This window comes from Magnetospira thiophila (genome assembly GCF_054657015.1).
Genome location: NZ_BAAHXF010000002.1, coordinates 535107 through 553801 on the forward strand (window position 1 = coordinate 535107; position 18695 = coordinate 553801).

The following is an 18695-nucleotide window of genomic DNA, read 5'->3' on the forward strand; positions in this document are numbered from 1 at the left end:
GGTCGATGCGTTCGAACATGGTTGAAACGGTAATGGGGGCGGTGGTTCTTCTGGTGGCCGCCATGTTCGTCTTTTTCGCCTATAACACGGCTCAGGTCCGCGCCGTCAGCGGGTACGAAGTCAAGGCCGCGTTCTTCAAGTTGGGCGGCCTGTCGCGGGGGGCCGATGTGCGAATCAGCGGCATCAAAGTGGGCACCGTGCTCGACAGGGCGCTCGACCCCAAGACCTATGACGCCGTTGTCACCCTGTCCATTTCCCGGGATATCCAGTTGCCCACCGACACGGTGGCGTCCATCGGCAGCGAAGGCATTCTGGGCGGCAAGTACATCCGCCTGATGCCCGGCCAATCCACCGAAATGCTGGCCGCCGGGGGGCAGATCACCCATACCCAGGATTTCCGCTCCCTGGAAGATCAGGTCGGCGAGATCATCTTCCTGGCCACCAATCCGGGCGGCACGCCTTCTCCGGGCACGCCCTGAGTCTCGTAAAATAGCACCAGCCTTCACCCGGCCATATTCGGATGCTATACCATCCCGAGGCAGAGGGAGATGGGTGTCATGCGTTGGGCTGTTGTCGGGTTGGGTCTGTGTTTGGGGCTGATCGGCGGGGTGGCCGGGGCGGTCGAAATGGATACGGCCGTGTTGCAGGGGTTGGACAAAGTCACCGCGCGGATCTCGACCATCGAGGCCCCGGTCGGTCAGTTGGTGACCTTCGGCAATCTGGAAATCATCGCCCGTCACTGTGACAAGCGCCCGCCGGAGGAAACGCCGGAAAGCTCCGCCTTCATGGATATCTGGGAAGTGCGCGAGGGGGAGCCCACGCAGGCCCTGTTCCGCGGCTGGATGTTCGCCTCCAGCCCGGCCCTCAATGCCATGGAGCACCCGGTTTATGACGTCTGGGTGCTTGACTGCCGGAACAGATCCTCCAACGCCTCGCTCAATACGTCCGGTGCCGGGGAGGCGTCGAACTGACCCTTGACCTGCATGGCATCGGCCAGACGCTGATGGTAGTCCCGGCGTGGAATGGCCAAGGCCCCGAAGCGTTGCAAATGTTCGGTGATGAACTGGGTGTCGAGCAGCACGTATCCGCCCAGGCGCAAGCGGGCCACCAGATGGACCAGCGCCACCTTCGAGGCGTCGGTGGCACGGGAAAACATGCTCTCGCCGAAAAAGGCTCCGCCCAGGGCAATGCCGTACAGACCGCCGACCAGTTGACCGTCCTGCCAGCTTTCGACGCTGTGGGCGACGCCCAACGCATGTAATTGGCCGACCAGACTGAAAATTTCACCGTTGATCCAGGTTTCCCGGCGCTGTGGGGCCGGAGACGCACAGAGATCGACCACCTGATGAAAGGCGCTGTCGCATCGCACGTCGAACAGGCCCTTGCGCACCACCTTGCGCAGGGAGCGGGGAACGTGAAAGGCGTCGAGGGGGAGCACGCCCCGTTCTTCGGGGTCAAACCACAGGAGTTCTGAACTGTGGCGGGTTTCGGCCATGGGAAAAATGCCCGCCGCATAGGCACGCAGCAACATTTCAGGCGTGATGTGACCGATACCGCTCATGGACCGCTACGATCTTGTTCTGTCTTGGGGGGGGCAGTATGTACAAAAAGGGGCGTTCCGTCCAGCGGACCGCCCCTTTGTTTTTACGAAATCGAGAGTCACAGCCTTATTTTGCGCATTCCGATGAAACCGGCCACTGATTCCGACGGAAAGCGGCCACCCATTCCGATCCAAAACGGCCACTTTATCCTGGGCTCGTTTTTGGCGGCGTGATCGACGCCGTTGGGTAATTTGTTGATGTCATTTTCCTTAGGTCTGGTCAATGGTTTTGGCGGCCATGGTCTTTCGCATTGAGGGTCCGTCGAGATCGAGCCTGTGGGCGTTGTGGACGATACGATCGAGGATGGCGTCGGCGAAGGTGGGCTCGCCGATGACGTCGTGCCACTTATCGACGGGCAGTTGGCTGGTGATCAGGATCGAGGCATTTTGGTAACGCTCTTCGACGATTTCCATAAGATCGCGGCGCTGATCAGCGTTGAGTTTTTCCGGGCCCCAATCGTCGAGGATCAGCACGTTTGGTTTTGTCAGGGCGCGAAACAAACGCGGGTAACGGCCATCGGCGCGACCCATTTCCAATTCGGAGAACATTCGGGGCAGGCGTTTGTAGAGGACGGAATAATCATCTCTGCAAGCTTTTTGACCCAAGGCGCAAGCGAGCCATGATTTGCCGATACCGCATGGACCCGTAATGATCAGGTTCTGTTTTTGGGCGATCCATTTCCCCTGGGCCAGTTGCTGGAACAGGGATTTATCGAGACGCCTGGGGCTGCGGTAATCGACGTTCTCGACTGAGGCCCCGGCGTGGCGCAGGCGGGCGTTTCTTAAACGGTAGGTCAATCGGCGGTCGTCACGGACGGCTTCTTCACGATCAAGAAGCAGAGCCAGCCATTGATCATGAGCCAGATCTTCGGCTTGGGGGTTGTCTCTGAGGTCGGCGAAGGCCTGAGCCATACCGGTCAGCTTGAGGAGCTTCAGTTGGTCGTGAGTGGGGTGTTGCAACATGGTTGTTTTCCTCCTTAATGAAAATATCCGGAACCCCGGATGTTGGGATGATCGATGGCGGGACCGTTCTCAGCCTGTTTCGTTTTGCAATCCTCAAGCCTGTTCTTGAGGATGGAATTGACGGAAGAATAGGAATGGGCGCCGATCTCAAGCGCTCTTTCGCAAGCCGCCTCCAGGCGTTCCGGCCCATGAACCTTGGCCAGGCGGAGGATGCCGATAGCGGAACGAAAGCCCTGTTCCGGGTGTGGCTTGCGGCGCAGAATAATGTCAACGAGGGCTTCCGTGTTGGCCCCTTGGGCGGTAGCCATGCGGCGGATTTTCTCCGGCGTCCAACTGGCGTATCGTCGGTGTGATGACGGCATGTGTTCCGGGACCGTGGTATGACGCCGATTGCCGGGGCCGCGCATATGGACGGCGACACGCTTGCCTTTATGGAATATCTCGACACTGCGTTCCGTGATGCGAGCCCACAGGGTTTGTTTGACCAACGCATGCGGGACCGAGTAAAAATGCTTGCCCACTTCCACATGGTAATCGATGCCGGCGCGTCGCTGTTTCCATTCGGCGTATTCGAAGGGCTCGGCGGGCAAGGCTTTGAGGGCCGGGCGGTCCAGTTCTTCGAACAGTTGCCGCCGGGACGCATCCAGATGCTTGCTGACCCGCCTATTCAGAACCTCAAGCTGTTCACGGATTGCCTGATTGAGTTCGGCCAGGGAGAAGAAACGGCGATTGCGCAGGCGGGCCAGAACCCAGCGCTCGACCACCTGAACGCCGACTTCCACCTTCGCCTTATCCCTTGGTTTGTAGGGCCTGGCGGGAATGACCGCCGTACCGTAATGGTTCGCCAGATCGGCGTAGGTCCGATTAACCTCGGGATCATAAATGCAGGATTTGATGACACCGGACTTGAGGTTGTCGGGAACGATCTGCTTGGGAACGCCGCCGAAAAAACTGAAGGCGCGGCTGTGCGAACCGATCCAATCAGGCAGCGCCTAGCTCCAAGTGGCCTCGGCGTAGGTGTAACTGGAGGCTCCCAGGGTGGCGACGAAGATCTGGGCCTCGTGGACCTCGCCGGTCAAGCCGTCAATCACTTCCACGGTTTGACCGGCGTAATCGACAAACAGCTTCTCACCGGCCACATGGTTCTGGCGCATGGTCGGGTTCAGCTTACCCCGCCAGTCCCGGTAAAGATCACAGAACCGGCTGTAACCGTAACCCTCTGGATGCCGCGCCCGGTATTCCTCCCACAAAAGGGCCAGGGTCACGCCGGGCTTCTTTTTCTCCCGGTGCAGCGACGGCCAATCGGGCGGAAGTGGGCGTTCCCTCGTTCGAACCCGCAAGGGCGGAAACAATAGCTGCTCCAGCCCTTCCTCCGAAAGGTCCCCGGGTAAGGGCCAATTCAACCCCGCTTGTTTGGCCCGGGCGATATAATCCCCGACCGTTGTACGGCCAATATTCAAACTGACGGCGATCCGCCGCCTCGACAGGCCCTCGGCATGCAGCCTCAAAACGTCGCGAATCTTGCGCATGGGCAACCTCTCCCTGGGCATCTCCGCTCCTTCCCAAAAGGTGCGAAGGTAATGTCCATCGCCCATACCTGATTGGGACGCAGGATGGGTAGGCCGCGCAGCAGGTACGGATAGATCTTGTGTCCCGCTGCTGGTTTTGACGTGTTTGGTCGCCGGTACAAGGCCTCGATCCCCATGCGCCGCATCAGCGTGATGACATGATCGCGGCCGATCTCAACGCCCTCGTTGCGCAGGAAATCGCGCAGCATCCGGCTGCCTGCGAACGGAAAGTCCAGGTGCAATGCGTCGATCCGACGCATGATGGCCAGATCGGCGGCAGACACCGGTCGGGGCTGGTAATAGAGGCTGGCGCGACTAAGCCGCAGCACCTCCGCCTGCCGTTTCAGCGGCAGGGCATGGTCACGGTCGATCATCGCTTTACGCTCAACATGCCGGCCTTGTCGAGCGCACCGGCCAAAAAATCATTCTCCAACGTCAATTGGCCGATCTTGGCATGCAACTCCTTCAGATCAACCGGCACCGTCGCCTGGGATCGGCTCGCGCCGAAAACCCCCGATGCCCCCTCCAGCAATTGCCCTCGCCAGGTCGTGATCTGGTTCGGATGCACATCAAACTGCTGCGCCAACTCGGCCAGCGTCTTGTCTCCCTTGATCGCCGCCAAAGCCACCTTCGCCTTGAAAGCCGCTGTGTGGTTCCGCCGTGTACGCTTCGTCATGGTTCCTCCCGATCAACGGCATCATCGCCGCTCTCAGGCAGAAAATCCACTTAACCCCCTGTCTGAATTTCCCAGGCCACCTCTGTTTGGCTTGCCGCCTTCTTGTACCATGTTAAGGCGGCCTGATAGAAAATCGGCTGCCCGCGTCCAAAGCGATATATATCGGCCAGCCAATACTGCGCCTGAGGGTCCCCAGCCTCGGCCAAGGGCAACAAGATTTCGTGTGCCGTCCGATAGTCCTTAGCCTCATAGGCCCTCATCCCGGCGTCGAAATCGGCGCGGGCCGGAAGGGCGAACAGGGCACAAGCCAGGATCAATAAAACACGCATGGGGCGAGTGTATGCTGGGTGGCCGCGAATCTCAATGGGTCCTCAGGAGAAACGGAAAGTCCTTCGAAGTGAAAAGCGACCCCTGGAAACGACAACTGGTTGGTGAACTGACACTCCGAAACGGTCGTGTTGTCGATTCCAAGTTTGATTGGCGAGATGTGAAGTGATAGGTTTCTCAACGTTATGTTGAAAAGTATCCGCGCATGGCTTTTCTCCAAGTGTCTCGATCCTCGGTTCGACCGCTTGGCATCAAATCTCGTTCACCCTTGCAAACCCTTGGGCTCCCCATCAAAAAAAACACAGCAATATAAAGTGATTGCAAATGATAAATGGCGGATGGGGTGGGATTTGAACCCACGAGAGGCGTGAACCTCTGCCGGTTTTCAAGACCGGTGCCATCAACCGCTCGGCCACCCATCCGCAGGCTGTCCCCGATCGTTCATTTATGGAACAATTGATCGAGACCCTTGAGAACCGAGTGGTCCCAGATTCGTCGGCGGGCGTCAAGGGCAGTCAGGCAAGGGGGGCGAGATGCGGGACAAGGTCATCACGGCGGGGCAGGCGGCGGCTCTGATCAAGGACGGGGTGACCGTGGCCACGGCGGGATTTGTCGGCATCGGGTTTCCCGAAGCCCTGGCCGAGGCGCTGGAACAGCGATTCCTGGACGGAGAGGGGCCGCATGACCTGACTCTGGTCTATGCGGCGGGGCAGGGCGACGGCGGTCGGCGGGGGCTCAATCATCTGGCCCATCCAGGGATGCTGCGCCGGGTCATCGGCGGCCATTGGGGGCTGGTGCCCGGGTTGGGGGCGTTGGCCCGTACCAACGCCATCGAGGCCTATAACCTGCCGCAGGGGGTCATCGCCCACCTGTATCGCGACATTGCCGCCGGTCGTCCGGGGCATATCTCGCGCATTGGTCTGGGCACCTTTGTCGATCCCCGGCAACAGGGCGGGCGGCTCAACGACCGGACCCCGGAAGGGGTGGTGCGGTTGATCGAAATCGACGGCGAAACCTATCTGTTCTACAAGACCTTTCCCATCCATGTGGCGCTGTTGCGCGGCACCACCGCCGACGCTCAAGGTAATGTGACCCTGGAGCGCGAGGCCCTGGTTCTCGACGCCCTGGCCATGGCCCAGGCGGCGCGCAATTCTGGCGGACGGGTCATCGTGCAGGTGGAAAGGCTGGTCGAACGGCATCAGGGACCGCCCAAAGACGTGCGCATTCCGGGCATTCTGGTGGATCATCTGGTGGTCGCGCCGCCGGAATTGCACGACCAGACCTTCGCCGGACACTTCAATCCGGCCTTTTGCGACTTTCTGCCCGACGGGCCGCCGGTTCCGCCGCCGCTGGTCCTGGGGCCGCGCAAGGTCATCGGTCGCCGGGCGGCGCGCCTGTTGAAACCGGGCGCGGTGGTCAATCTGGGCATCGGCATGCCGGAAGCGGTGGCGTCCGTGGCGGCGGAAGAAGACATCATCGGACAGATCACCTTGACCGTCGAACCGGGGGGCATCGGCGGCATTCCGGCTTCCGGCCTCAATTTCGGGGCAGTGTACGGGGCCGAGGCGATCATTGATCAGGCGGCGCAGTTCGATTTTTACGACGGCGGCGGACTGGATCAGGCGTTTCTCGGCATGGCGGAAGTGGATCGGGAGGGCAATGTGAATGTCAGCCGTTTCGGCCATCGTCTGGCCGGGGCCGGAGGCTTCATCAATATCAGTCAGAGCGCCAGGGAACTGGTTTTCGTCGGGGCCTTTTCCAGCAGTGACGCGGAAATGGAGATGGGCGACGGACGGCTAACCCTGATTCGGGACGGGGCGCGCGGCAAATTCGTGTCCCAGGTGTCTCACCTCACATTCAATGCGGCCCAGGCCCGGGCGCGGGGACAGAGCGTGTGCTACGTCACCGAACGGGCGGTGTTTCAGTTAACGGCGCAGGGACTGCGGCTGACCGAGGTCGCCCCGGGCATCGACATGCAACGGGACGTTCTCGATCGCATGGCTTTTCAGCCGTTGATCCCGGAGCGGCCCCGGTTGATGGCGGCGGATCTTTTTCGACCGTCCCGGCTCGGGCTGCGTCGGCCATGATCGAAACCTGTCGCCCTGATGTGTTACTCAGTTTAAAGAGAACGCCTTAAACCCCGATTGCTTGGAGGCAAGTCCCATGTTGCATAGATCCCGTGGCCGAAAATTGATGGCAGTGGCCCTTCTTGCCGTGGCCTTGGGGCTGCCCCGGATCGGCTGGGCCGCCGAGTCCGACCCCAGGGAAATGCTGGAGGAGGGGATGCAAACCATCTTTGGGGCTCTGGAAATGCTGATGATGTCCATTCCCCAATATTCCGCTCCGGAAGTCTTGCCCAACGGGGACATCATCATTCGCCGCAAACAGCCGATGCCGAAATCTGCTCCGGCGGAGGAGGAGAATAAGAAACCGGACAACGACACCCGCACCTGATTTGAACCCCTGCGGGCTTTACGGTCGCTTAAGAGGATGCGGTTAAGCTGTCGGTCGGTGACGATGCGGACAGGATGGCAGTGTTTTTTTATCTCTCCAAGATTCTGTGGTTTCTGATCGAGCCCTTGAACCTGATTCTGGTCGGGTTGCTACTTGCCTGCGGCCTGTTGTGGACCCGTTGGTGGCGCCGCGGGCGAGGGCTGCTGACCGTGATTTCCTTGATCGTCGTGGTCATAGCCACGGTTCCTTTGGGCACCCGCGTGATGGTCGCCCTGGAGAATCGGTTCCCGCTGCCGGTCCTGCCTGCCAGGATCGACGGCATCATCGTGCTCGGCGGGGTGGTGGACCCGGGGCTCTCGGAAGCCCGAGGTCAGGTGGCGCTGAACGGATCGGTGGAGCGGATCACCGTTTTACCGGACCTGTTGCGCCGCTACCCGGACGCCCGGGTGGTGTTCAGCGGCGGCTCTGGGGACCCCTTCGACCAATCCCTGAAAGAGGCGGATTATCTGGCGCCGCTCCTCAGTACGTTGGGGGTCGCTCCGTCACGGCTGATTTTGGAAAATCAATCGCGCAACACCTGGGAGAATGCGACCCATAGCCACGATTTGATCAATCCCGCCCCGGATGACCAATGGCTGCTGGTCACCTCGGCCTTTCACATGCCGCGCGCGGTCGGCTGCTTTCGTCAGGCCGGATGGAACGTGCTGCCCTATCCGGTGGACTATGGCTATCGAGGAGAGGAAGATGTGGCGCTGGGCTTCAATTTCGGGCGTGGAGTCTCGGCGTGGTCGCAGGCCCTTCACGAGTTGCTGGGGCTACTGTTCTATCGCTTGACCGATCGAACATCTGCCATATTCCCATCATGATATCAATGTACTGTAGGATTATTATGAACAAAAGAATGATCTTTGCGTTGGCGGTGGCTGGAGGCGTAACCCTGAGTGGCCCGGTCAAGGCCGCCGATGCGTTGCCGTTTCCTCAATGGCTCGAAGGGGTGCGCCAGGAAGCGGCGGGGCTGGGGGTTTCCTCGACCGTTCTCGATCAAGCCTTGAAGGATGTGACGCCCATCCCCCGGGTTCTGGAACTGGATGCGCAGCAGCCGGAATATACCCAGACCCTGTGGTCCTATCTGGATAAGCGCATTACCGAAACGACCATCGCCAAAGGGCGCGAAATGATGGCCAAATATGGTCCGCTGTTGGATCGGGTGGAAGCCAAGTACGGCGTGCAGAAGCGTTTTCTGGTCGCCTTTTGGGGGCTGGAAAGTCATTTCGGCGCCTATACCGGCACCTTTCCCCTGGTCGGTGCCCTGGCGACCCTGGCCCATGATCCGCGACGCTCGGATTTCTTCAGAGCCCAACTTCTGGCTGCCCTGCAATCCATGCAGGACGGGGACATTCCGCTGGATGCCAAGAGTTCCTGGGCCGGGGCCATGGGCCAATGTCAGTTCATTCCGACGACTTTCCGGGCCTATGCCGTGGACTTCAATGGCGACGGGCGACGCGACATGTGGGGCAGCCTTGAAGACATCTTCGGTTCGGCGGCCCACTATCTGGCCTCGTCGGGCTGGGAGCACGATTATACCTGGGGCCGCGAGGTCCGACTGCCGAAGGATTTCGACCTGGATCAGGTCGGACTGGGCATCCGCAAATCCTTGATGGAATGGCAGGCCCTCGGGGTACGCAAGATTTCCGGCAATGCCCTGCCTGGGGTGGATATAGAGGGGTCTATCGTCCTGCCTGCTGGAATCGAGGGACCGGCCTTTTTGGTATATCAGAATTTCCGCACCATCATGGTCTGGAACCGGTCGTTGCTCTATGCAGTGGCGGTGGGCCATCTGGCCGACCGGTTAGAAGGAAAAGGGGCCTTTCAAACCGCCCGGCCGAAGAATGTCCAGGCCATGGCCATAAAGGATATCAAGGCGATGCAGGATGAACTTAAGAGGATGGGTCTATACGAGGGCGAGTCGGATGGTCTGGTTGGGCCGATGACCCGCGAGGCAGTGAAGACCTTTCAACGGCAACATCTCTTGCCCGCCGATGGCTATCCGTCCCACGGACTGTTGGAGCGAATGGGGGTTCTTTGACCGACCGTGTCTTGCCCGACGGGGCGAGGCGGTCTAAATTGGCCCATCAGGTGATCAGGAAAGAGACCGAGCCGAAATGTTGATTTGTCGTTCCTTCTACCGCAGCTTTCCGGTCGTGCTGGCCCTGGTCGGTCTGCTGTCGGGTCTGTCCCTGTCCGGTTGCGCGCCCACCCAGTTGGCCGCCCATACTGCCAAACGGGCCCAGGAGCCGGGCGGTTATGAGCCACGGACTGAATATGGCGGCACCTACAAGGTGGGCAATCCTTACCAGATCGCCGGAATCTGGTATTATCCGGCGGTCGATTACAGCTACGTCGAGACCGGCGTCGCGTCCTGGTATGGGCCGAATTTTCACGGCAAGAATACCGCCAATGGCGAAGAGTTCGATCAATGGTCGCTGACGGCAGCGCACCGGACCTTGCCCATGCCGAGTTTCGTCAGGGTCACCAATCTGGAAAACGGTCGCAGCATCGTGGTCAGGGTCAACGACCGGGGGCCGTTCGCCCATAACCGGATCATCGACATGTCGCGGCGGTCGGCGCAATTGCTGGGTTTCGAGAACCAGGGCACGGCCCGGGTCCGGGTCGAGATTGATGCCGAAAAGAGCCGTCAGGTGGCCTCCCGGGCGCAGGCGGGTATCGGCGTTGCCGAGGCGGATCGGCAGCAGATTCAATCGCCGATCAAAGTCGAGGGGCGGCCGCGGGGCATGGTCAACCGGCAGTCTCTCACGCCGCCGACCATCTTACCGGTTTCCGCGACCCAGACGGTGACCGAGTCACAGCAACCGCTTAACCCGGGGCTGGTCGGGGTCTATGTTCAGGCGGCGGCCTTCTCGGTCTATGAAAATGCCAATCGGGCCAGGGAATCCCTGTCCTCCATCGGTCCCGTGGAGGTCCATCAGATCCTGGTCAACGGCCGCGATTGGTACCGGGTACGCATCGGGCCGTTCGCCTCGGCTCCAGAAGGGGCGCAAGCGCTGGCCCGGACAGTGACCGCCGGATTTTCCGATGCCCGGTTGGTCACCGATTGATCCTTCATCCGTCCTCATAAACACAGAAATGAGAGACCTGCATGTTTTCGCCTTCCCTGTTGATGTTACATCGTCTGTCTTTGACCCTGCTGGCTGCCGTTTTTGCGTTTAGCGCGGCGGCTCAGTCCATTGAAACAAAGGCCAAACAAGCCATTTTACTGGACTATAATACCGGTGCCGTATTGTACGAAAAGGAACCCGACACCCGCATGCCGCCGTCTTCCATGAGCAAGCTGATGACCGTCTACATGCTGCTCGAAGCGCTGAAGGATGGTCGGCTGTCCCTGGACGACAGCTTCCCGGTCAGCAAAAAGGCCTGGCAGATGGGCGGCTCCAAGATGTTTGTCGAGGTGGATACCCGGGTCAAGATCGAAGACCTGATCCGTGGGATCGTCGTGCAATCGGGCAATGATGCCTGCATCGTGGTGGCGGAAAGCCTGGGGGGGTCCGAGTCCGCCTTTGCCTCGCTGCTCACCGCCAAGGCCCACGACCTGGGTATGGTCAACTCTCACTTTGTCAATGCGTCTGGCTGGCCGGATGAGCAGCAATGGTCAACGGCCCGTGATCTGGCAATCCTGGCTAGCAAGACCATCAAGACTTTTCCAGAGTATTATCACTATTATTCTGAACAGTCCTTCACCTACAACAAGATCCGCCAGGGCAACAGAAACCCGTTGTTGTTCAAGGAAATGGGGGCTGACGGCCTGAAAACCGGTCATACCGAAGATGGCGGCTACGGATTGACGGCGAGCGCCCTGCGCGACGGGCGACGCCTGATCATGGTGGTCAACGGTCTGTCCTCGGTCCGCGAGCGCGCCTCGGAATCCGAACGACTGATGGAATGGGGATTTCGGGAATTCGACAATTACGATCTGTTCCGGGCCGGCGACATGGTGCTTGATGTGCCGGTTTGGCTGGGCGAGAAGGGCATGGTCCCGCTGCTCATCGACCAGGATGTCACCATTACCCTCAAGCGCGCCGCCCGCAAGAACATGAAGGTCACCGTTTCCTACGAGGAACCGATCCCGGCTCCGGTGACCAAGGGCACCCGGCTGGCCACCCTGCATATTTCCGCCCCGGAAAGCGAGATCCATGAGATTCCCCTGGTCGCCGGGGAAGACATTGCCCAACTCGGACCGTTCGGACGGCTGGGCGCGGCAATCAATTATCTGGTCTGGGGGGGCAACGGGTGAGCCGTGGCCGCTTCATCACCTTCGAAGGCGGCGAGGGCGGCGGCAAAACCACCCAGATCACGCGGCTCCGTGAGCATCTGGAAGCGCGCGGAATTTCCGTGCTCTGCACCCGCGAGCCGGGGGGGACAGAAGGCGGCGAGGCGATCCGCAATCTGCTGGTCACCGGCGATCCCGGACGCTGGGATTCGATAACCGAGGCGCTGTTGAATTTCGCCGCCCGCCATGAACATGTCATCCGCAAAATCATTCCGGCGCTGGAGTCCGGCACCTGGGTGCTGTGCGACCGCTTTGCCGATTCAGCCCGGGCCTATCAGGGCTTCGGGCAGGGCATGTCGGCCGAACATATCGAACTGCTTTATGATCTGGCGGTGGGGGACCTGAAACCGGATTTGACGCTGATTCTCGATCTGCCGGTCGCCGAGGGGCTGCATCGCGCGATCCGACAACGGGGCGGCGACGAGGACCGCTATGAACGGATGGATCTGGCCTTTCACCAAAGACTGCGCGACGGATTTCTTGAAATCGCCCGTCAGCATCCGCAGCGCTGCGCCGTCATTGACGCGACGGCGGACCTGGATCGGGTCGCTCTGGACATCCGTCGGCAAGTGAGTGCCCGGTTGGGCCTGGATCTGTCATGAGTGAGATTGCTCAGCCGCGCAACACGGCGGAACTGGTCGATCATGAGGCGGCGGAACAGGATTTTCTCGACGCTTTCTATAGCGGTCGTCTGGCCCATGCCTGGCTGATTTGCGGACCGAAAGGCATTGGCAAGGCGACCTTGGCCTACCGCATGGCACGCTTCCTGTTGCGGCAGAAAACCCAAGACGCGGGCGGCCTGTTCGGCGACGCCCTGCCTGAGGCAATTCCCGAATCCCTGCACATGGACGCCGAGGACTCGTTGTTTCACCGGGTTGCCGCCCTGGCCCATGGGGATCTGCTGGTGATCGAACGGCAGATCAATCCCAGAACCGGCAAGCTGCGCGATGAAATCATTGTTGACGACGTGCGCGAGGCCGGGAGTTTTATGTCCAAGACCGCCGCCGAAGGGGGCTGGCGGGTGGTGATCGTCGATTCGGCCGACGAGATGAACCGGAACGCCGCCAACAGTCTTTTGAAGGTGCTCGAAGAGCCGCCGCGGCGCGCCATCCTGTTGCTGGTGGCCCACAATCCGGGACGATTGCTGCCGACCATTCGCTCGCGCTGCCGCAAGCTGGTCCTGCAACCGCTGGAGGACGACACGATCCTCAATCTGCTGCTTCAGCGGTATCCGGATTTGACGGCGGAGGAGGCGAGACTCCTGGTCCTGTTGTCCGAGGGAAGTCTGTCCCGGGCGCTGACCCTGGCCGGGGAGGGCGGATTGGAGCTTGGCAGGGGAATTCTGGATGTGCTCGACCGATTGCCCAACCTGGATCTGCCAGACCTGCATAAACTGGCGGATAGTCTGGCCAAGGCGGGGGAAAGTGAGCGCTTTCAGGTGGCCTGCGACCTGATCCGCTGGTGGCTGGCGCGGCGAATTCGCGGCATGGCCGCTGCCAGACAAGGTGGCGGCCTTGATCCCTGGCTTCAGGTATGGGAAAAGACCGATGAACTGATGGCCCGCGCGGCCGGTCTGGATCTGGACCGCAAACAGGTGTTTCTCACCTTGATGCTGACTCTCCAAGGCGCGGCGCGGTCCTGAACCCGAACCCACCCGAGGACCGCATGTCGTCGCCCAGCTACTATGTCACCACGCCGATTTACTACGTCAATGATGCGCCGCACATCGGCCATGCCTACACCACGCTGGCTTGCGATGTATTGGCGCGCTTCAAGCGGCTGGATGGCTATGACGTGAAATTCCTCACCGGCACCGACGAGCACGGGCAGAAGGTCGAAAAATCAGCCCAGGCCGCCGGGGTCGATCCGCAGAGTTTTACCGACCGGGTGTCGCAGAACTTCCGCGATCTGGCCGCCTTCATGAATTTCTCCAACGACGATTTCATCCGCACCACCGAGCCGCGCCACAAGACCTCGGTGCAGAATCTGTGGAAGAAGCTGAAAGACAACGGTGAAATTTACGAGGGCTCCTACGCTGGCTGGTATGCCACCCGTGACGAAGCCTTCTATACCGAGGGCGAACTGGAAAAGCGCCCCGACGGCACCCGTATTGCCAAAGCCTCGGGGGCCGAGGTGGAATGGGTCGAGGAGCCGAGCTACTTTTTCCGTCTCTCCGCCTGGCAGGATCGGCTGCTGGAACTGTATGAGCAAAATCCGGATTTCATTCTGCCCAAGACCCGTCGCAATGAGGTGCTGAGTTTCGTCAAGGGCGGCTTGCAGGACCTGTCGGTGTCGCGGACCACCTTCAAATGGGGCGTTCCAGTGCCCGACGATGACGCCCATATCATGTATGTGTGGCTCGATGCGCTGACCAACTATATCACCGCCGTCGGCTACCCGGAGACGGAGCAGGGCGAATATGCCACCTATTGGCCGGCCGATGTGCATATGGTCGGCAAGGACATTCTGCGTTTCCATGCGGTCTATTGGCCGGCGTTTTTGATGGCCGCCGGGTTGCAGCCGCCGAAGCGGGTGTTTGCCCATGGCTGGTGGACCAACGAGGGGCAGAAAATCTCCAAATCGGTGGGCAATGTCATTGATCCCATCGCCCTGGTGAATACCTACGGCCTGGATCAGGTGCGTTATTTCCTGCTGCGCGAGGTGCCGTTCGGCAATGACGGCGACTTCTCCCATAGCGCCATGGTCAATCGCATGAACAGCGAATTAGCCAATGATTTCGGCAATTTGGCACAGCGCGTGCTGTCCATGGTGTTCAAGAATTGCGAACGCGCCATTCCGACCCCCGGCCCCTACAGTGCCGAGGACAAGGAGCTTCTCGCCGCCGTTCATGGGCTGCTGTCGGTGGTCCGCCAATCCATGGATATTCAGGCCTTCAACGAAGCCTTGGAAAGAATCTGGGAGGTCATCCGCGCCGCCAACGGCTATGTGGACCGGCAAGCTCCCTGGACCTTGCGCAAGACCGATCCGGCGCGCATGAAAACGGTGCTCTATGTGTTGTGCGAGGTGATCCGCCATCTGGCGTTGATCGCGCAGCCGTTCATGCCGCAGACCATGGAAAAATTGCTGGATCAAATCAAGGTCTCGCCCCACCATCGGACCTTCGCTTTTATGGGGGCCGATCATGCCCTGGAATCTGGCGTGGAACTGGATCAACCCGAGGGGGTGTTCCCTCGTTTCGTGGACCCGGACGCCGAGGGCGCCTGATCCACTCTTGTCTGGGAGGACTGTACGCATGAAAAAATGGTTTGCCACCGCCGCTCTGGCGATTTTCGCCCTGGCCCAGCCGGCTCAGGCCCTCGAAGCCACCTATGACGCGGCGCAAACGGCCCAGTTCCTCGACTGGTGCACCGGCACCCATGGCGCGTCCGAAAGCACCTGTTCCTGTACCCTGAAGAACCTGTCCATGACCGTGCCGTCCCAGGCGCTGGCCACCTATCTCAACAGCCAGGGCGCGGGCGGCATGCCGAGCCTGAGCCAGGGATTGGTCGCCACCGCCGCGTCAGTCACCCAGGCCTTGACCGTTTGCAGTCACTGAACCGAGACCGATGCCCCGACCGCCACTGATCGACAGCCATTGCCACCTGGACTTCCCGGATTTCGACGGGGAGCTGGAGGCGGTTTTGGCCCGGGCGGCGGAGGCGGGGGTCGGGCTGATGCTGACCATCTGCACCCATGTGACCCGGTTCGATCAGGTTTGCGTCTTGGCCGAGGCGCATGACAATATCTATTGCACCGTCGGCATTCACCCGCACAACGCCGCCAGCGAACCGGAAGTCACCGCCGAACATCTGCTGCGGCTGGCCGATCACCCAAAAGTCGTCGGGCTCGGGGAAACCGGGCTCGATTACTTTTATGAACACGCGCCGCGTGAGGCGCAGCAACGCAGCTTTCGAGCCCATATCGAGGCCGCCCGCGTGAGCGGTCTGCCGCTGGTGATCCATAGCCGCGATGCCGATGAGGATATGATTTCGATCCTCGAGGAAGAGCACCAAAAGGGGGCTTTTCCGGGATTGGTCCATTGCTTCAGCTCCGGCCCTGAATTGGCCCAGCACGCATTGGATCTGGGGTTTTATCTCTCCTTGTCGGGGATCATTACCTTCAAGGCCGCCGAGAGCTTGCGTGATACGGTTCGCCATGTGCCGATGGATCGTCTACTAGTAGAGACAGACAGTCCTTATCTGGCGCCGATCCCCAAGCGCGGCAAACGCAATGAACCGGCCTATGTGGCCCATACGGCCAACAAGTTGGCCGACATCATGGGGGTGACCCCGGAACAATTATACGAAACAACCTCGTATAATTTTCATCGCCTTTTCACCAAGGTGCCCAGCGGGCAACAGGTCATGGAGGATCATTGATCATGCGCGTGACCTTTCTCGGAACGGGAGGCTCCAGCGGGACGCCGGGCGTTTTTCAGGGCTGGGGGGTCTGCGATCCGTCCAATCCCAAAAACCGACGCTTGCGGCCCTCGATCCTGGTTGAAACGCCATCTACCTCGATCCTGATCGACACGTCACCGGATTTGCGGCAACAAAGTCTTCAGGCTGGTATTCGCAAGCTGGATGCGGTGCTGTTTACCCATGCCCATGCGGATCATCTGCACGGGATTGATGATTTGCGGGCCATTAATCGGTTGATCGAGGCGCCATTGCCAGCCTATGCGGACCATGAAACCCTGGAAACCATACAGACCCGGTTCGGCTATGTTTTCGAGGAACTGCATCCCGACGCACCGTTTTTTTACAAGCCAACTTTGACGCCGCATGAACTGCACGATGGCGACTCTTTCAAAGTGGGCGATGTCCCGGTGGTCTGTTTTCGACAGGATCATGGATATAGCCATTCCATGGGCTTCCGTCTCGGCGATCTGGGCTATTGCACCGACGTGGTGTCCTTGCCAGACGCGGCGTTTCGAATTCTGGCAGGGGTGCGCAGCCTGATTGTCGGCACGTTCCGGGAAACGCCGCACGAGACTCATGCGCATGTGGACCTGGCCCTGACCTGGATGGCCCGCATCCATCCGGCGAAAGGCTACCTCACACATCTCAGTTCCGATGTGGATCACGTATCCCTGCAAGCCAAATTGCCGCGTTACGTTACGCTGGCCTATGACGGCCTCGTCATCGACGCCTGAACCTCATCTTATTAAATATCAAATCAACGTATTGATTAACCTACCCCATTTTTAATACCCATTATTTTCCATAATATACATTATGCGATAAACGGAATTACCCCGTTCCGCAAACGGGTTCGCTCCGTTCACGGTTTCAGGTCCCTTTCGCGCCCGCGCTTTGTGGAATTCCAGAGCGGATTACGGACGCAAGGTTTTCACTTCCCGTTGCGCTTCTGAATGTCTCGGATCAATTTGCCAAGCTGCCTGTCCTTGGATTTTCGTTCGGCCAGGCTTGACGCATTGAAGCGCTCTTCTCGGACAAGTTTTCGCCAACGGGACAACCGCTCGGCATCCACTTCCCCGGTTTCCAGGGCCCGCAGAATGGCGCATCCAGGTTCCGTCTGGTGTTGACAGTCGTTGAACCGGCATTGGCCGGAGAGCCGTTGCAAATCGTCGAAAACCAGGGCGACCCCCTCTTGGGCATCGGCCAACTGCAATTCCCGCATCCCCGGTGTATCCAGGGCCATGCAGCCGTTCGGCAACATATGAAGTTGCCGTCGCGTAGTGGTATGGCGTCCCTTGCTGTCGTCTTCGCGTATGCCTTGAGTGGTGATCGACGACGCGCCCGCCAAGGCATTCACCAAGGTGGATTTGCCGACCCCAGATGAGCCGAGGAAAGCCACGGTTTGACCAGGGGTACACCATGCCGACAGATCGTCATTCACAGCTTCCCTTCGCGCATCCACAAGCCGGACTGAAACCTGATTCGACAGGGCTTGAGCCCGAACCCGGTAGTCTTCGGGCGTGTTACTGAGGTCAGCCTTGGTCAGCACGATCACCAGTGTAACCTGGGCCTCGAAGGCCAGAGCCAAATAACGCTCCAGACGGGCCACATTGAAGTCGTGATTGCACGACGAGACGATGAAGACCGTATCCACGTTGGCGGCGATCAACTGGATCTGTCGATTGGTGCCCGGTGCCCGGCGCTTGAACAGGCTTTTGCGTTGCAAAAGAATGCTCGACCCGGGCCTGTCCCGATTGAGCAGCAGCCAATCCCCGACCGTGGCGTCAGAATGGGGCGGAATCAGTGAATCTACCCCTTCACCGATGATATGATGGCCCGCACGATGTACCTCGGTGATGCGCACGGGAGGCGTCGCGCGCATCTCTTCGACACTGGTTTGCTGAGCAAAAAACGGCTGCCATCCCAGGTTTTGCAGGAGGGAACGGGCATCAGGCATCGGCTCGCGTCCGGCCGAATGGGACGGCAGAAATTGTGTGTAATCTCGTTTCATGGGTCGAGGAGCTTTCATGGTCCGGCCTCGGGCGCGGAGCCCGGGCACAAGGATGTCAGAATTTCTGAAAGCGCAAACCAACCTCGCACCCGCCAAGACTAGGCGGGCACCCTATCAGGTCCAGGTTTGCATCGGGAGAACCTCGGTCCTCCCCACCTTAGCGGGACATAAAATCTCCATTGCGTTGTTTCCTGTTTATCAGCGTGTCTTGTCAGGGTCAATCGACCTGTCATCCGTCCGCTATCTTCCCCCTGCGTGGTCCCTCCATCGTCTTAACTATCTACTAGTAGACACGCTTTCCTGTTTTTGAGTGGCCGGGGCTATGTTACA

General features: G+C 59.9%; 18 protein-coding genes, 1 tRNA gene and 2 pseudogenes. 14 read left to right on the forward strand and 7 right to left on the reverse strand.

Annotation, left to right across the window (positions count from 1 at the left end; all coding sequences use genetic code 11):
• Positions 1 to 5 precede the first annotated feature (5 nt).
• A complete protein-coding gene (gene mlaD / locus ACYQ1P_RS12170; protein WP_460020621.1) occupies positions 6 to 479 on the forward strand; it encodes an outer membrane lipid asymmetry maintenance protein MlaD in 474 nt (157 codons plus the stop codon).
• Between the two features lie 78 nt (positions 480 to 557).
• Positions 558 to 971 (forward strand): DUF2155 domain-containing protein, encoded by a 414-nt coding sequence (locus ACYQ1P_RS12175; protein ID WP_460020622.1) that lies wholly within the window; start codon positions 558 to 560, stop codon positions 969 to 971.
• Here ACYQ1P_RS12175 and aat read toward each other — a convergent pair.
• The 6 genes and pseudogenes from aat to ACYQ1P_RS12205 form a co-directional block, all read right to left on the reverse strand.
• On the reverse strand, positions 887 to 1561 hold the full coding sequence (aat, locus tag ACYQ1P_RS12180; protein ID WP_460020623.1) for a leucyl/phenylalanyl-tRNA--protein transferase: 675 nt from the start codon (positions 1559 to 1561) through the stop codon (positions 887 to 889). The two genes, ACYQ1P_RS12175 and aat, sit on opposite strands and share 85 nt — an antisense overlap.
• Before the next feature lie 249 nt (positions 1562 to 1810).
• Positions 1811 to 2563 carry an IS21-like element helper ATPase IstB gene (istB, locus tag ACYQ1P_RS12185; RefSeq protein WP_460019056.1) on the reverse strand — a complete coding sequence of 251 codons (753 nt, stop codon included), beginning with the start codon at positions 2561 to 2563 and terminating at the stop codon, positions 1811 to 1813.
• Between the two features lie 14 nt (positions 2564 to 2577).
• Positions 2578 to 4092: pseudogene (gene istA, locus ACYQ1P_RS12190) on the reverse strand (IS21 family transposase).
• Positions 4093 to 4121: 29 nt separating this feature from the next.
• A pseudogene (locus ACYQ1P_RS12195) lies at positions 4122 to 4807 on the reverse strand (IS3 family transposase); the annotation flags it as partial.
• A 50-nt stretch (positions 4808 to 4857) separates the two neighbouring features.
• On the reverse strand, positions 4858 to 5136 hold the full coding sequence (locus ACYQ1P_RS12200) for an SEL1-like repeat protein (protein WP_460020624.1): 279 nt from the start codon (positions 5134 to 5136) through the stop codon (positions 4858 to 4860).
• A gap of 330 nt (positions 5137 to 5466) precedes the next feature.
• Positions 5467 to 5556: transfer RNA gene (locus ACYQ1P_RS12205), tRNA-Ser, on the reverse strand.
• Positions 5557 to 5667: 111 nt separating this feature from the next.
• Here ACYQ1P_RS12205 and ACYQ1P_RS12210 point away from each other — a divergent pair.
• The 12 genes from ACYQ1P_RS12210 (at position 5668) to ACYQ1P_RS12265 (ending at position 17088) form a co-directional block, all read left to right on the forward strand.
• Positions 5668 to 7221 carry an acyl CoA:acetate/3-ketoacid CoA transferase gene (locus ACYQ1P_RS12210; protein WP_460020625.1) on the forward strand — a complete coding sequence of 518 codons (1554 nt, stop codon included), beginning with the start codon at positions 5668 to 5670 and terminating at the stop codon, positions 7219 to 7221.
• 76 nt (positions 7222 to 7297) lie between these two features.
• Positions 7298 to 7588, forward strand: coding sequence for a hypothetical protein (locus tag ACYQ1P_RS12215; RefSeq protein WP_460020626.1), 291 nt, complete (start codon positions 7298 to 7300; stop codon positions 7586 to 7588).
• 74 nt (positions 7589 to 7662) lie between these two features.
• A complete protein-coding gene (locus ACYQ1P_RS12220) occupies positions 7663 to 8454 on the forward strand; it encodes a YdcF family protein (RefSeq protein ID WP_460020627.1) in 792 nt (263 codons plus the stop codon).
• 35 nt (positions 8455 to 8489) lie between these two features.
• Positions 8490 to 9674 (forward strand): lytic murein transglycosylase, encoded by a 1185-nt coding sequence (locus tag ACYQ1P_RS12225; protein ID WP_460020628.1) that lies wholly within the window; start codon positions 8490 to 8492, stop codon positions 9672 to 9674.
• A 76-nt stretch (positions 9675 to 9750) separates the two neighbouring features.
• Complete coding sequence (locus ACYQ1P_RS12230; RefSeq protein ID WP_460020629.1) at positions 9751 to 10704, forward strand: septal ring lytic transglycosylase RlpA family protein; 954 nt, start codon at positions 9751 to 9753, stop codon at positions 10702 to 10704.
• A 41-nt stretch (positions 10705 to 10745) separates the two neighbouring features.
• Positions 10746 to 11897: a D-alanyl-D-alanine carboxypeptidase family protein gene (locus ACYQ1P_RS12235; RefSeq protein WP_460020630.1), complete on the forward strand. Its 1152-nt coding sequence runs from the start codon at positions 10746 to 10748 to the stop codon at positions 11895 to 11897.
• Positions 11894 to 12535, forward strand: a complete 642-nt coding sequence (gene tmk, locus ACYQ1P_RS12240; RefSeq protein WP_460020631.1) for a dTMP kinase — start codon at positions 11894 to 11896, stop codon at positions 12533 to 12535. The genes ACYQ1P_RS12235 and tmk overlap by 4 nt, the downstream gene beginning before the upstream one ends.
• Entirely contained in the window at positions 12532 to 13575 is a 1044-nt protein-coding gene (locus ACYQ1P_RS12245; RefSeq protein WP_460020632.1) for a DNA polymerase III subunit delta', read from the forward strand. The genes tmk and ACYQ1P_RS12245 overlap by 4 nt, the downstream gene beginning before the upstream one ends.
• A 23-nt stretch (positions 13576 to 13598) precedes the next feature.
• Positions 13599 to 15158 carry a methionine--tRNA ligase gene (gene metG / locus ACYQ1P_RS12250; RefSeq protein WP_460020633.1) on the forward strand — a complete coding sequence of 520 codons (1560 nt, stop codon included), beginning with the start codon at positions 13599 to 13601 and terminating at the stop codon, positions 15156 to 15158.
• A gap of 28 nt (positions 15159 to 15186) precedes the next feature.
• Positions 15187 to 15489 carry a hypothetical protein gene (locus ACYQ1P_RS12255; protein ID WP_460020634.1) on the forward strand — a complete coding sequence of 101 codons (303 nt, stop codon included), beginning with the start codon at positions 15187 to 15189 and terminating at the stop codon, positions 15487 to 15489.
• A 10-nt stretch (positions 15490 to 15499) separates the two neighbouring features.
• Positions 15500 to 16312, forward strand: a complete 813-nt coding sequence (locus ACYQ1P_RS12260; protein ID WP_460020635.1) for a TatD family hydrolase — start codon at positions 15500 to 15502, stop codon at positions 16310 to 16312.
• 2 nt (positions 16313 to 16314) lie between these two features.
• Positions 16315 to 17088: an MBL fold metallo-hydrolase gene (locus tag ACYQ1P_RS12265; RefSeq protein WP_460020636.1), complete on the forward strand. Its 774-nt coding sequence runs from the start codon at positions 16315 to 16317 to the stop codon at positions 17086 to 17088.
• Positions 17089 to 17285: 197 nt separating this feature from the next.
• On the opposite strand, the gene rsgA is transcribed toward ACYQ1P_RS12265, so the two are convergent.
• Positions 17286 to 18311: a ribosome small subunit-dependent GTPase A gene (gene rsgA / locus ACYQ1P_RS12270; protein WP_460020637.1), complete on the reverse strand. Its 1026-nt coding sequence runs from the start codon at positions 18309 to 18311 to the stop codon at positions 17286 to 17288.
• Positions 18312 to 18695: the final 384 nt, after the last annotated feature.

What these genes read in the sequence shown, in the direction of transcription:
- ACYQ1P_RS12200 (WP_460020624.1), bottom strand. Translation starts at nt 5,136, where the DNA reads ATGCGTGTTTTATTGATCCTGGCTTGTGCCCTGTTCGCCCTTCCGGCC.
- metG (WP_460020633.1), top strand. Translation starts at nt 13,599, where the DNA reads ATGTCGTCGCCCAGCTACTATGTCACCACGCCGATTTACTACGTCAAT.
- ACYQ1P_RS12220 (WP_460020627.1), top strand. Translation starts at nt 7,663, where the DNA reads ATGGCAGTGTTTTTTTATCTCTCCAAGATTCTGTGGTTTCTGATCGAG.
- ACYQ1P_RS12260 (WP_460020635.1), top strand. Translation starts at nt 15,500, where the DNA reads ATGCCCCGACCGCCACTGATCGACAGCCATTGCCACCTGGACTTCCCG.
- ACYQ1P_RS12245 (WP_460020632.1), top strand. Translation starts at nt 12,532, where the DNA reads ATGAGTGAGATTGCTCAGCCGCGCAACACGGCGGAACTGGTCGATCAT.
- ACYQ1P_RS12230 (WP_460020629.1), top strand. Translation starts at nt 9,751, where the DNA reads ATGTTGATTTGTCGTTCCTTCTACCGCAGCTTTCCGGTCGTGCTGGCC.
- rsgA (WP_460020637.1), bottom strand. Translation starts at nt 18,311, where the DNA reads ATGCCTGATGCCCGTTCCCTCCTGCAAAACCTGGGATGGCAGCCGTTT.
- aat (WP_460020623.1), bottom strand. Translation starts at nt 1,561, where the DNA reads ATGAGCGGTATCGGTCACATCACGCCTGAAATGTTGCTGCGTGCCTAT.
- ACYQ1P_RS12225 (WP_460020628.1), top strand. Translation starts at nt 8,490, where the DNA reads ATGATCTTTGCGTTGGCGGTGGCTGGAGGCGTAACCCTGAGTGGCCCG.
- ACYQ1P_RS12235 (WP_460020630.1), top strand. Translation starts at nt 10,746, where the DNA reads ATGTTTTCGCCTTCCCTGTTGATGTTACATCGTCTGTCTTTGACCCTG.
- istB (WP_460019056.1), bottom strand. Translation starts at nt 2,563, where the DNA reads ATGTTGCAACACCCCACTCACGACCAACTGAAGCTCCTCAAGCTGACC.
- mlaD (WP_460020621.1), top strand. Translation starts at nt 6, where the DNA reads ATGCGTTCGAACATGGTTGAAACGGTAATGGGGGCGGTGGTTCTTCTG.
- ACYQ1P_RS12175 (WP_460020622.1), top strand. Translation starts at nt 558, where the DNA reads ATGCGTTGGGCTGTTGTCGGGTTGGGTCTGTGTTTGGGGCTGATCGGC.
- ACYQ1P_RS12265 (WP_460020636.1), top strand. Translation starts at nt 16,315, where the DNA reads ATGCGCGTGACCTTTCTCGGAACGGGAGGCTCCAGCGGGACGCCGGGC.
- ACYQ1P_RS12255 (WP_460020634.1), top strand. Translation starts at nt 15,187, where the DNA reads ATGAAAAAATGGTTTGCCACCGCCGCTCTGGCGATTTTCGCCCTGGCC.
- ACYQ1P_RS12210 (WP_460020625.1), top strand. Translation starts at nt 5,668, where the DNA reads ATGCGGGACAAGGTCATCACGGCGGGGCAGGCGGCGGCTCTGATCAAG.
- ACYQ1P_RS12215 (WP_460020626.1), top strand. Translation starts at nt 7,298, where the DNA reads ATGTTGCATAGATCCCGTGGCCGAAAATTGATGGCAGTGGCCCTTCTT.